10 protein-coding genes and 1 pseudogene are annotated in these 11929 nt (G+C 70.8%); 3 read left to right on the top strand and 8 right to left on the bottom strand.

Features of this window, described 5'->3' with window-relative positions; genetic code table 11:
• Positions 1-360 precede the first annotated feature (360 nt).
• Complete coding sequence (locus ROTAS13_RS11200; RefSeq protein WP_075822370.1) at positions 361-2496, top strand: bifunctional diguanylate cyclase/phosphodiesterase; 2136 nt, start codon at positions 361-363, stop codon at positions 2494-2496.
• A gap of 57 nt (positions 2497-2553) precedes the next feature.
• Here the strand turns inward: ROTAS13_RS11200 and mnhG are convergent, their stop codons facing one another.
• The 8 genes from mnhG to ROTAS13_RS11160 all read right to left on the bottom strand — a co-directional run bounded on the left by mnhG (position 2554) and on the right by ROTAS13_RS11160 (position 10351).
• Positions 2554-2904, bottom strand: a complete 351-nt coding sequence (gene mnhG, locus ROTAS13_RS11195; RefSeq protein ID WP_019461396.1) for a monovalent cation/H(+) antiporter subunit G — start codon at positions 2902-2904, stop codon at positions 2554-2556.
• Entirely contained in the window at positions 2901-3182 is a 282-nt protein-coding gene (locus tag ROTAS13_RS11190) for a monovalent cation/H+ antiporter complex subunit F (protein WP_019461397.1), read from the bottom strand. The genes mnhG and ROTAS13_RS11190 overlap by 4 nt, the downstream gene beginning before the upstream one ends.
• Positions 3179-3529, bottom strand: coding sequence for a Na+/H+ antiporter subunit E (locus ROTAS13_RS11185; protein ID WP_019461398.1), 351 nt, complete (start codon positions 3527-3529; stop codon positions 3179-3181). Before ROTAS13_RS11185 ends, ROTAS13_RS11190 begins: the two co-directional genes overlap by 4 nt.
• Positions 3526-5028: a proton-conducting transporter membrane subunit gene (locus ROTAS13_RS11180; protein WP_075822369.1), complete on the bottom strand. Its 1503-nt coding sequence runs from the start codon at positions 5026-5028 to the stop codon at positions 3526-3528. Before ROTAS13_RS11180 ends, ROTAS13_RS11185 begins: the two co-directional genes overlap by 4 nt.
• Positions 5018-5398 carry a sodium:proton antiporter gene (locus ROTAS13_RS11175; RefSeq protein WP_019461400.1) on the bottom strand — a complete coding sequence of 127 codons (381 nt, stop codon included), beginning with the start codon at positions 5396-5398 and terminating at the stop codon, positions 5018-5020. The genes ROTAS13_RS11180 and ROTAS13_RS11175 overlap by 11 nt, the downstream gene beginning before the upstream one ends.
• Positions 5395-8124, bottom strand: a complete 2730-nt coding sequence (mbhE, locus tag ROTAS13_RS11170) for a hydrogen gas-evolving membrane-bound hydrogenase subunit E (protein WP_075822368.1) — start codon at positions 8122-8124, stop codon at positions 5395-5397. Before mbhE ends, ROTAS13_RS11175 begins: the two co-directional genes overlap by 4 nt.
• A 150-nt stretch (positions 8125-8274) precedes the next feature.
• A complete protein-coding gene (locus tag ROTAS13_RS11165) occupies positions 8275-8967 on the bottom strand; it encodes a TetR family transcriptional regulator (protein ID WP_083755482.1) in 693 nt (230 codons plus the stop codon).
• A gap of 472 nt (positions 8968-9439) precedes the next feature.
• On the bottom strand, positions 9440-10351 hold the full coding sequence (locus ROTAS13_RS11160) for a LysR family transcriptional regulator (RefSeq protein ID WP_075822371.1): 912 nt from the start codon (positions 10349-10351) through the stop codon (positions 9440-9442).
• A 157-nt stretch (positions 10352-10508) separates the two neighbouring features.
• On the opposite strand from ROTAS13_RS11160, the gene ROTAS13_RS11155 reads away from it, so the two are divergent.
• Both ROTAS13_RS11155 and ROTAS13_RS11150 read left to right on the top strand, forming a co-directional pair.
• Positions 10509-11444 (top strand): ring-cleaving dioxygenase, encoded by a 936-nt coding sequence (locus ROTAS13_RS11155; RefSeq protein ID WP_075822366.1) that lies wholly within the window; start codon positions 10509-10511, stop codon positions 11442-11444.
• An 81-nt stretch (positions 11445-11525) separates the two neighbouring features.
• Positions 11526-11929: pseudogene (locus tag ROTAS13_RS11150) on the top strand (alpha/beta hydrolase); the annotation flags it as partial.

Below are 11929 nucleotides of genomic sequence, written 5' to 3'. Positions count from 1 at the left end.
AGGATCACCGCGGCGAAGCGGGGTGGCAGGTGAAGCATGGCGGCGTCTCTTGGCGGGGACACGCCAGCCTAGCCAGTCACCCGCCTCGCCGCCTACGCCTGTCTCAGATGGCCAAAGTCGAGCTAAGGAAGCCGCAACAATCCCGGCTTCCCCATGGCGGGCCATGGGCATCCCCGGACGCGGCAGCCGCAAGATGTCCACCCGATGGCGCAACTCCGCCACCTTTCGCGTCAAGCGGGTGGACACGACAATTTTAAGTTGAAATCATTGCAGTTTCTCAGTATAGTATAAAACATCCAGCACGAAACACGTCACTCGGGTCGATCTGGATCCAGGTCCAGATGTGGATGTATTTGGCCCATGCCCGTCATTGCGATTGTCGATGATCAGAATACGAATCGGCAAGTCTTTACAATGCTGGCCAAGTCGGTCACGCGGGACACCACGGCGGAAGCCTTCGCCGACCCCAACACCGCCCTGGCCTGGATCGCGCACCACCGTCCCGACCTGATCATCACCGACTACCGCATGCCCGGCATGGATGGGGCCGACTTCACTCGCTCTGTCCGCGCCATCGCCGGCTGCGCCGCGACCCCCATCCTCGTCATCACCGCCTATGACGACCCGAATTTCCGCATCCGGGCGCTGGAGGCCGGGGCGACCGGCTTCCTGCAGACGCCGATCAAGCACGCGGAGTTCCAGAACCAGGTCCGCGACCTGCTGGACGCCGCGCGCCACCCCTTCCCGCCGGCGCCAGCCAACGACCAGATCCAGGGTGCCGCCAGGGCTCCGGGAGCGGCACCGCAAAGGGCCGACCTGCTGGCCCAGGTCATCGACACGATGCCCGTGCTGGTCCACACCGCCGATCCGGAAGGCTATTGCCGCTTCGCCAATGCCGCCTATGCGCGCCATGTCGGCCGCGGCGTGGAGCAGTGCGCAGGGCTGCCGATGAAGGAGCTCACCGCGCGCGACCAGATCGAGCGCGACGTGCTGTTCGACCGCCTGGTCTTCGAGCGCGGCGCGCCGCTGCCGAGCTACGAGGAGAACTTCATCGACCGGGACGGCGTGCTGCGCACCCAGCTCACCACCAAGTCGCCGCTCCGCAACAGCATCGGCGAGGTGGTGAACGTGCTCACCACCTCCCTCGACATCACCGACCAGAAGAGCGCGCAGCGCCACCTGCACCACCTGGCCCGCCACGACGTCCTGACCGACCTGCCCAACCGCTCCCTGCTGGCGCAGCGGATCGAGGAAGGGATCGAACGCGCCGCACGCTCCGGGCGTCTCTGCGCGCTGCACTTCCTCGACCTCGACCGCTTCAAGAACGTGAACGACTCGCTGGGCCACGACTTCGGCGACCAGCTGCTGATCACCGTCGCCCGCATCCTGCGCATGCATGTGGGGGAGCACGACACGGTGGCCCGCCTCGGCGGCGACGAGTTCGCCATCCTGCAGGAAGGCATCTCCGACCCTCGCGAGGCCGCGACGCTGGCGGATTCGGTCGGCCATGTCCTGGCGGAGCCGATCCAGGTGCGCGGGCACCGGGTCAACATCAGCGCCAGCATCGGCATCACCGTCTGCGGCCGCGATTCCTCGAATATCGACGAGCTGCTGAAGAACGCCGACCTCGCCATGTACCAGGCGAAGGCCGAGGGGCGCCACGGCTACCGCTTCTTCCGCCCGGACCTGCGGCTCCGGCTGGAACAGGCGCAGTCGCTGGAGGCCGGGATCCGGGAAGGCGTCGCCAACGGCCAGTTCGTCCTGCACTACCAGCCGCAGGTCAGCCTGCATTCGGGCCAGGTGATCGGGCTGGAGGCCCTGCTGCGCTGGAACCGCCCCGGCCACGGCCTCTGCGCGCCCGCCGATTTCCTCAACGCCGCGGAAGACGGCGGGCTGATCGTGCTGCTGACCGAATGGGTGCTGAACGAGACCTGCACCCAGATCCGGCGCTGGGAGACGCAAGGCCTGCCGCCCCTGCGCGTCGCGATCAACGTCTCGCCCAACCAGTTCCGCCGGCAGGACGTGCACCGCATGGTGATGCAGGCCACCCAGGCCGCCGGCATCGACCCGTCGCGGCTGGAACTGGAACTGACCGAGGGCGTGGTGATGGACCGCAGCGCCAGCACCGCCCAGACCCTCGACGCGCTCCGCCGCGACGGCGTCAGCGTCGCGCTGGACGATTTCGGCACCGGCTTCTCCTGCCTGGACTACCTGCGCCACTTCCGGGTCAACCGGATCAAGATCGACCGCTCCTTCATCCAGAACCTGCCGCAGAAGCGCGAGGACGCCGCCATCGTGTGCGCCATCATCGGCCTCGCACGCGGCCTGGGCGTCACCACGGTGGCGGAAGGGGTGGAGAATCCGGAAATCCTCGACCGCCTGCGCCAGGAAGGCTGCGACGAGGCCCAGGGCTTCTACCTGGGCCGCCCCGTGCCGGCTGGCGAATGGGAAACCTGGTTCCGCCGCCTGCCCTCGTTGCGCCACCCCCTGCTCTGAGGGGCTTCCCCAGGGACAGCGCGACGCCAAAGCCGTGAAGCGCGGCCGGCGCCCCGATCAGCCGCGCAGGCGTTCCTCCAGCGGCGCCTTCTGCCGTTCCACCACTTCCGCCAGCGGGTCCTCGCCCTTCAGCCCGCGCAGTGTCGCGCCGGACATGTAGGCGGCGCGGCCGAGAAGCTGTGCCGCGACCGGCAGGGTGAGCAGCAGGAAGAGGATCGTCAGCACGCCGGTCGGCAGCTTCACGGCATCGCCCGCCAGCAGCGCGCCGACCAGCACCAGCATGGTGCCCAGCGTGCCGGCCTTGGTGCCGGCATGCATGCGCTGGAAGGCATCGGGCAGGCGCACCACGCCGATGGCGGCGATGCAGAGGAAGGCCGTGCCCAGGATCATCAGGATGGCGGCGATCATCGCTGGCTCCCCTTGCGTTCCAGGAAGGCGGCGAAGGCGCAGGTGGCGACGAAGTTCACCAGCGCGATCACCAGCCCGACATCGAGGAAGGCGCTGCGCCCGGTGGCCAGGGCCGTCATGGCGGCAAAGGCCACGGCGACGGCGGTGAGCATGTCCAGCGCCACGAAACGGTCGGCGAAGCCCGGTCCCGCGATCATGCGATAGGCAGCGAGGCCCAGCGGCAGCACCAGGACGAAAGCCAGCAGCCCGGCGAGGGTCTCGATCCCGTCCATGCTCATCGTCCCCCCTCCATCATCAGGATCCAGCGCTCGTAGAGCCGCTTGAACTGCGCGATGACCTCCTCGTCCCTCCGCGCGTCCAGCACATGCACGTAGAAGCGCCGTAGGTCGTCCGAGACGTGCAGGCAGGTGGAGCCCGGCGTCAGCGAGACGCAATAGGCGAAGAGCGCCACGCCCCAGCGCGTGCGCGCCTCCACCGGCACCACCACGATGGCCGGCAGCGGCTGGGCATAGGGCGAGAGCACGATGCGCGCCACGGAGAGGGAGGAGGCTACCAGGTCCCACAGGAAGGTGGCGACCAGGCAGAGCAGCGCCCAGAGGCGGAGGGGCAGGCGAAGCAGGCTCATGCGCCGCCTCCCGCCGGCGCCGCCCCTGGCACCATCCCACGGGCCGCCTCGCGCGCGAAGGCGCTGAGCGGCTCCACCCCGATCCCCATGGCGAGGATCAGGAAGGCCAGGATGCCCATGGCCGCCAGCATCGCGGGCGGCACGCGGCGCGGCGCGCGGCCGCTGCCGGGCGCCTTCCAGAAGGCCTCCACCCAGATCTGGCTCATGGAATAGACGGTGACGAAGCCGGTCGCGAGCAGGACCAGCGCCAGCAAGGCGCCGCCCGACAGGAAGCCCGCCTGCACCAGCACGAACTTGCCCCAGAAGCCGGAGAAGGGCGGAATCCCGGCCAGCGACAGGGCCGGGACGGCGAAATACACGGCCAGCATCGGCTGCCGCTTCATCAGCCCGCCGCAGCGGTTCAGGTCGGTGCTGCCATTGGCCCGCGCGATGGCCCCGGCGGCGAAGAACAGGCTCGTCGTCACCAGGATGGAATGCAGCATGTAGAGGATGGCGGCGGCGAGCCCCGCCAGGCTGGCCAGCGCCAGCCCCATCATCATCGTGCCGATCGAGGCGACGATCTGGAAGGCCAGGATGCGCCGCGTGTCCTCCTGCGCCATGGCGCCCAGCACGCCCAGCACCATGGTCGCCGCCGCCAGCAGCCCCAGCATGGGCGCGAGGCCCGGGATGACCGGCGCCGTGCCCAGCCCGAAGACCAGCACCAGCACGCGCAGGCAGGCATAGAAGCCGACCTTGGTCAGCAGCCCGGCCATGCCCGCCAGCACCGTCATCGGCGCGGTGGGATAGGCCGCCGGCAGCCAGGAGAAGAAGGGAAAGAGCCCCGCCTTCAGCCCGAAGCCGGACAGCAGCAGGAAGGCGGAGGCCACCAGCGCCAGGCTCGGCGCGCGGCCGTTCAGGGCGCGGGACAGGTCGGCCATGTTCAGCGTCCCCGCCTCGCCGAAGAGCAGCGCGATGCCGAGCAGCATGAAGGCCGCGCCCAGCATGCTCAGCGCGGCATAGCGGATCGCCCCGTCGATCTGCGCCCGCCGCCGGTCGAGCACGGTGAGGCCCAGCGCCGTCACCAGCATCAGCTCGAACCAGACATAGAGGTTGAACAGGTCGCCGGTCAGGAAGGCGCCGTTCACCGCCGCCAGCATGGCCAGGAACAGCGCGTCGAAGCCGGCGCCGCGGCGGCGCGGCCCAATATCCGCCCGGGCATAGATGGCCACCACCAGCCCGACGATGCCCGTGAAGACGGACAGCATCGCCCCCAGCCGGTCGGCGGTGAAGCTCACGCCGAAGGAGCGCGGCCAGCCGCCGAAGCCGACCGTCAGCGGCCCGTTCTGCGACACCTCGGCCAGTAGGCCGAGCGAGGCGGCGAGCATCAGCCCGGTGGCCGCCTCCATCGTGGCGCGCTGCCAGTCCGGGCGGTGGCGCAGCACGGCGCAGAGCGCCGCGGCCAGCAGCGTGCCCACCACCGGCCAGAGCAGGAGGATGCCGGGAACGAGGTCAGCGCGCATCGGCGTCCTCCTCGTCCTCGGGGAAGGGGGGCTCGGCGGCGGCGATCCGGGCGCCGTTGATCGTGCCCTCGCCGCGCCAGGCGCGCAGCACCAGCGTCATCAGCACCACGGTCAGGGCGAAGCCGATCACGATGGCGGTCAGCACCAGCGCCTGGGGCAGGGGATCGGCGGACAGCCCCAGCACCTTCTCCCCATCGGGGATCAGCGGCGGCTGGTCCGAGCGCAGCCGCCCGGTCATGAACAGCACGAGGTTCACCGCCGTGGACAGCAGCGCCAGCCCCAGGGCCAGCCGCGCCAGGTTGCGCGACAGCGCCATGTAGAGGCCGCATCCGGCCAGGGCGGCGGCCACGAAGGCGGTCAGCAGGTTCATCGCTCGGCCTCCCGTTGCAGCCCGAAGAGGAAGGCCAGCACCCCGCCCAGCACCACGGCGAAGACGCCCAGGTCGAAGAGCAGCGTCGTACCCTGCTTGACGGCGAGGCCGAACAGGTCGGCCTCCACCCAGAGATGCTTCATGTAGCTGCCATGGGCGAGCAGCCCCGGCGCGCCGCTCAGCACCGCCAGCCCCATCCCCAGCCCGACCAGCACCATGGGATGCAGCCGCAATGCCGCCCGCGCCCGCTCCACGCCCCCCGCCAGGGCGAGCATGGCGAAGGCCAGCGCGGCCACCAGCCCGCCGACGAAGCCGCCACCGGGCTGGTTGTGCCCGCGCAGCAGGATCATCACCGCCGCCAGCAGCAGCAGCGCGAAGAAGGCACGGCTGGTGGCGGCCAGGATGAAGGCGGCCGGCCTTTCCCGCGCCGGGACGGGATCAGCCTTCAGCAGCGACCAGGCCATCAGCGCCGACATGCCGATCACCACCGTCTCGCCCAGCGTGTCGAAGCCGCGGAAATCCACCAGGATCACGTTGACCACGTTCTGGCCGAAGGCGGCGGCATAGCTCTGCGCGCCGTAGAAGCCGGACACCGTGGTATCCGCCGGCCCGGCCATCATGTCGGCACTCGCCAGGAAGACCAGCGCGGCGAAGCAGCAGGACAGCAGGATGTCGTGCTGCCGCTCCGCCCGATTGCGCGTCGCCGGCGCCGCGAGCGGCAGCACCAGCAGCACGGCGGTCAGCAGCACGACGATCAGCGCCTCCACCGAGAACTGCGTCAGCGCCAGGTCCGGCGCGCCGTTGCGCAGGAAGACCAGCGCCACCGCCAGCCCCACCAGCCCCACCGCCACCAGCGCGGACAGCAGGGAGCGCGCGCGGGCGGCGGCGAAGCCTCCGGCCAGCCCGACCAGCAGGATGGCGGCGGTGGCCGGATCGGGATGGCCGAATGCCGGCCAGCGCGGCACCGTGCCCGCCCGCACCGCGCCGAAAAGGCAGAGCGCCATGGCCGAGGCCGCGCCGAGCCAGAGATAGCGCCGCAGGTCACCGTTCTGCACGAAGCGGGTGAGCCGCCCGGCGAAGCCGACCAGCCCGCGCATCAGCGCGTCGTAGCCGATCTCGGCGGCATAGTGGTCGATGGGCTGGAGCGCCAGCAGCCAGCTATGGATCGAGCGCCAGAAGGCGACGATCACGGCACCGATCGCCACCACCACCACGCTCAGCATCAGCATCGGCGTCAGCCCGTGCCAAAGCTCGACCTTGACCTCCACCGGCGCGCCATAGATCGCCAGCACCGCCGGATTCAGCACGTTGTCGCGCACCCAGTCGGGCTCCAGGCTGATGGCGAGGCCCAGCAGCGACAGCAGCAGCGGCCCCAGCGTCAGCCCCACCGTCTCGCCATGCCTGACCTCGGTGATCTTGCCGCGCCCGAGAAAGAAGGGCCGCAGCGAGACCACCCCGGCCACGCCCACCATCACCGCGTTCACCAGCACCGCGATGGCCACCGGCACGGCGTCCCAGGAGCTCTGGATCTGCGCCTCGAACAGGAACTCCTTGGAGATGAAGCCGATGAAGGGCGGCAGCCCGGCCATGGAAAGGCTGGCCAGGCTCGCCGCCACCGCCGTCAGCGGCAGGAAGCGCACCAGCCCGCCCATCTGCCGCAGATGCGACTTGCCGGTGGCGTGGATGGCATTGCCCGCGCAGAAGAACAGCGCCGCCTTGTAGAGCGCATGCGCCAGGATGAAGCCCACGGTCGCCACGCTGGCCATCGGCCCGTCCAGCCCGATCAGCATCACCAGGATGCCCAGCGAGGCGACGGTGGAATAGGCCAGCGCCGCCTTGAAGCCCTGCGCCCGCAGCGCCTGCACCCCCGCCACCAGCATGGTCGCCGCGGCGAAGCCGATCAGGATGCTGCGCCCGCCCGGAACCTCGGCGAAGAACCCCTCGAACCGCGCCAGCAGGTAGATGCCCAGCTTCACCATCGTGGCCGAATGCAGATAGGCCGAGGCCGGTGTCGGCGCCTGCATCGCGTTGGGCAGCCAGAAGTGGAAGGGGAACTGCGCCGACTTGGTGAAGCCGCCGAGCAGCAGCCCGATCACGATCAGGGCGGCCCAGGGGCTCCGCGCCAGCTCCTCCACCCGGCCGGTCGCCCCGGAGAAGCTGAAGCTGCCCAGGGTGACCCCGATCAGCACGATGGCGCAAAGCAGCCCCAGCCCGCCGCCCACCGTCACCTGCAGGGATTGCAGCGCCGAGCGGCGCGAGGCCGGGCTCTTGCCGTCGAAGCCCACCAGCAGAAAGGACAGGATGCTGGTGGCCTCCCAGAACATGAAGAAGACCAGCAGGTTGTCCGACAGCACCGCCCCCAGCATGGCGGTCATGAAGAGCAGGATCAGGGTGAAGAAGCGCGCCCGGTCGCCCGGCGACTTCTCCGCCATGTAGGACCCGGCATAGACCACCACCAGCGTGCCGATGCCGGTGATCAGCAGCGCGAAGAGAAAGGAGAAGCCGTCCAGCCGGAAGGCCAGATCCACCCCCAGCGACGGCGCCCAGGGCAGCCGCGTCTCCGCGGCGCCGCCCCCGGCGATCAGTGGCGCGAAGCTCAGGAACATCCCGAAGAGCCCCGCCGGCAGCAGCGCCAGCCCCCAGCCGCCGGCGCGGCCGAGCAGGCGCGACACGGGCGCGGCCAGGCAGGCCCCGGCCACGGCGATCAGCAGGATCAGCGGCAGCACGGCGGGCTCACCGGCGGCCGGGAAGGGGAGGGGCCAGGAACGGAGGGGCTGAGGTTTCGCGGGACGGGCGGGCGAAAGATCATGCCGAAGAAGCTCCCTGGCTTGTGATGGGTTTCCCGGCCGGGCCGGTTTCCATGCCGCTCCGCCGCCTCATGGCGTGGCGCCGCCCTCCGCACCGGTCCCATCCCCAAGTGGCCGCAGCATCCCCAGCACGCCCTGCACCAGCATCTCCCGGTGCCGCGTCCGCAGTGCCTCCTCGCCCAGGTCCTTGCCGAACAGAACCTCGATCGTGTGGCGGTTGGCGGACCTGAAGAAGCAGAAGCCGCTGATGAAGAGATGCACGTCCACGGCATCGACATCCCCGCGGAACAGCCCCTCGCGCCGCCCCCGCTCCAGGATGGTGCGCAGCGCATCGATGATGGTGACGTTCAGCGCCCGGGCGCTGCGGGACTGGCGCAGGTACTGGCCGTGATGGATGTTCTCGATGGTGACGAGGCGGGTGAAGTCCGCATGGTCCCACTGGTAGTCGAAGGTGAACTCCACCATCCGCCGGATCGCCTCCTCCGGCGCCAGCGCCTCCAGCCGCAGCTCCCGCTCCACCGAGCGGATGTCGTCATAGGCGGCTTCCAGCACGGCGAGGTAGAGCCCCTCCTTGCTGCCGAAATAGTAGTAGATCATCCGCTTGGCGGTCTTGGTGCGCGCCGCGATGGCATCCACCCGCGCGCCCGTCAGCCCGTGCCGCGCGAATTCCTCGCGCGCCGCCTCCATGATCTCCCGCTTCGTGCGCTCCGGATCGTTCCGGCGGAAATGCGGCTCCGTCAATTCGCTCGTCGTGTCGGCCAAGGGGACGCTCCTGCGAATCCCCTACATACCCGCCCCGCATCGCCACGGCCAAATGCCGCCTCCGCCAGTCCGCACTCCTGGCCCGGCATTGCGCCGTCCCCGGGGTGAAAGGCGCCGCCTTTCACCCGGACCCCCTATCCGCCAGGACGCTGCGCGCCCTGGACCCGGTGAGTTGGCGCCCACAGATGCCGGATCGCGCCGGAGAGCATCGCCCTCCGGCAGGCTGCCGGCGCCACCAGCACGGACACGGTATTTCTCTTCTTCCCGGGCGTCCCGCGTTTCCACCTGTTCCCAGGGATCAGGCCGAAAACCAACGGCAGCCACCGGACCCCACGAAAGCCCGGGGTCCGGGGACCGGCTTCGGTCCCCGGCGGAGAGGGGGCCGGGGCGAGAGGCAGCGCCTCTCCCCCGGGGGGCGCCACGAGCGGAATTCCCTCCGACACGCCGTGACCTTCGGAAGGCTTCCCCCGCATCACCCGGCCTCCCCCTCGATGACCGCCCGTCGCGCGGCGATGGCGCTGGCCAGGAACTCCGTCACGGCGCGGATGCGGGGCAGGTGCCGCAGGTCCGGATGGGTCAGCAGCCAGAGATCGGCGGCGAAGTCCGGCTCCGGCGGGGCCAGGCGGCGCAGGCTCGGCCGGGCATCCCCCACGAAACAGGGCAGGTGCCCGATCCCCAGCCCCGCTTCGACCGCATCGGCCAGCGCCAGCACCCCGTCGAACCGCGCCGCCAGCCGCGCCGCCGGCACGCGCTCCCGGGCGAAGCGCGTCACCTTCATCCCGGCGAGGTTGTCACCCAGGCAGACCCAGTCCCGTCCCATCGGATCGGCTTCCGGGATGGGCGCCGTGGCGGCGGTCTCGTAGAGCGCCCAGGCGATCCGCGCCACGCGCCGCCCGACCAGCGTGTCCGGCGGCGAATCGCTGGCCCGCAACGCGACATCCGCATCCCGGCGCGACAGGTTGGCGGCGGCATTGCCGGTGACGAGGTCCAGCCGCACATCGGGGCAGGCGGCGCGGAAGCGCACCAGCATCGGCATCATCAGGTCGGCCAGCAGGCTGTCGCTGGTGGCCAGCCGAACCTCGCCGGCGGGGCCCGGTGCCTGTCCGGCGAGGCGGCGGGTGACGGCGGCGATGTCCTCCTCCACCCGCCCGGCCAGGGCGGCCATCTCCTCCCCCGCCGCCGTCGGGGCATAGCCGCCCCGGTGTCGCTCGAAGAGCGGATAGCCCAGCATCTCCTCGATCTGCCGCAGCCGGCGGAAGACGGTCGAATGCGCCACCCCGAGCCGCGCCGCCGCCGCCGGCAGCGCCCGCGTCTCCGCCACCGCCTGGATCAGCCGGAAATCGTCCCAGGCGAGGGCAGGGGAGGAACGGGAGGCATCGGTCACGATGCGCCGCAGCCTCGCATCCCGCACCGCGCACCGGAAGGGGCGGGCTTCTTCGCACGGCTCGCATTGCACCAGCGCAATCCGTATCCAGTGGAACCGGATACCCCATTGCCCATATGCATGGCCGACAGCGAAACCCAGACCTGGAGGAGCTTCCATGGCCCGCAACGGCATTCATCATGTGACCGCGATCGCCGGCAAGGCGCAGCGCAACCTCGACTTCTACACCCGCACCCTCGGGCTGCGGCTGGTGAAGAAGACGGTGAACTTCGACGATCCCGGCGCCTACCACTTCTACTACGGCGACGAGGCCGGCAGCCCCGGCACCATCCTGACCTTCTTCCCCTGGGGGAACGCCGCCCCCGGCCGCGCCGGCACCGGCGAGTTGCAGGAAACGGTCTTCCGCGTGCCGCAAGGCGCGATCGGCTACTGGATGCAGCGCCTGACGCCGCATGGCGTGGAGCGGGCAGAGGCCTTCGGCGAGACGCTGCTGCGCTTCCGCGACCCGGACGGCATGCGCCTCGCCCTGGCGGGCCTGCCCGGCATCGAGGCCGAGCCCGCCTGGAGCCACCCGGTGGAGGGGGACAAGGTCCCGGCCGAAATGGCGATCCGCGGCTTCCACGGCGTGCGGCTGATGCTGGACCGCACCGAGGCGACCGGCGCCATCCTCGCCGACGTCTTCGGCTTCGCCGAGGCGGCGCGCGAGGGCAACACGCTGCGCTACCGGGCCGAGGGCACGGCGCTGGGCGGGATCGTGGACCTGGAAGGTGTCGGCGGCTTCCTGCCGGCGCGGCCGGGGCGCGGCTCGGTGCACCACCTGGCCTTCCGCGCCGCCGACGACGCGGCGGAGATGGAGATGGCGCGGCGGCTCGTGGAGAACCACGGCATCCGCACCACGGAGCAGAAGGACCGCGACTACTTCCGCTCCATCTACTTCCGCGAGCCGGGCGGCGTGCTCTTCGAGATCGCGACCGACATCCCCGGCTTCGCGGTGGACGAGGCGCCGGAGGCCCTGGGCACCGGCCTGCAACTGCCGGCCTTCCTGCGGCCGCACCGTGCGGCGATCGAGGCCGCCCTGCCAGCCCTGGCCTGACCGGGGCGCGGCGGCACGCACCCGGCAAGGGGGGCGTGCCGCCGCCCTTCCGGGGAGAGCAACGCAAAGGGAGTATCCCGCATGAGCGACATCGTGACCGATACCACGACCGGCACCGGGCTGGGCTTCCGGCACCGGTTCCGGCCCGCCACGCGGCCGGGCCGCCCGCCGCCGCTGCTGCTGCACGGCACAGGCGGCGACGAGGACGACCTGCTGCCGCTGGGCGAGGCGGTGGCGCCGGGCTCCGCCCTGCTCTCGCCGCGCGGGCAGGTGCTGGAGAACGGCATGCCGCGCTTCTTCCGCCGCATGGCGGAGGGGGTTTTCGACGAGGCGGACCTGCGCCACCGCACCGACGAACTCGCCGCCTTCCTCCACGGCGCGCGGGAAGCCTACGGGCTGGAGGCGCCGGTCGCCCTGGGCTTCTCCAACGGCGCCAACATCGCCTGTCTCTTGATCACATCTACGCACAGCTCCACCGTAAGGCG

Origin of the sequence: Roseomonas sp. TAS13 (genome assembly GCF_001950415.1) — a bacterium.
GTDB lineage: Bacteria > Pseudomonadota > Alphaproteobacteria > Acetobacterales > Acetobacteraceae > Roseomonas > Roseomonas mucosa.
The sequence above is the reverse complement of the archived record's forward strand: the minus strand, read 5'-3'. Positions and strand labels throughout refer to the sequence as shown.

What these genes read in the sequence shown, in the direction of transcription:
- ROTAS13_RS11200 (WP_075822370.1), top strand. Translation starts at nt 361, where the DNA reads ATGCCCGTCATTGCGATTGTCGATGATCAGAATACGAATCGGCAAGTC.
- mnhG (WP_019461396.1), bottom strand. Translation starts at nt 2,904, where the DNA reads ATGATCGCCGCCATCCTGATGATCCTGGGCACGGCCTTCCTCTGCATC.
- ROTAS13_RS11190 (WP_019461397.1), bottom strand. Translation starts at nt 3,182, where the DNA reads ATGAGCATGGACGGGATCGAGACCCTCGCCGGGCTGCTGGCTTTCGTC.
- ROTAS13_RS11185 (WP_019461398.1), bottom strand. Translation starts at nt 3,529, where the DNA reads ATGAGCCTGCTTCGCCTGCCCCTCCGCCTCTGGGCGCTGCTCTGCCTG.
- ROTAS13_RS11180 (WP_075822369.1), bottom strand. Translation starts at nt 5,028, where the DNA reads ATGCGCGCTGACCTCGTTCCCGGCATCCTCCTGCTCTGGCCGGTGGTG.
- ROTAS13_RS11175 (WP_019461400.1), bottom strand. Translation starts at nt 5,398, where the DNA reads ATGAACCTGCTGACCGCCTTCGTGGCCGCCGCCCTGGCCGGATGCGGC.
- ROTAS13_RS11155 (WP_075822366.1), top strand. Translation starts at nt 10,509, where the DNA reads ATGGCCCGCAACGGCATTCATCATGTGACCGCGATCGCCGGCAAGGCG.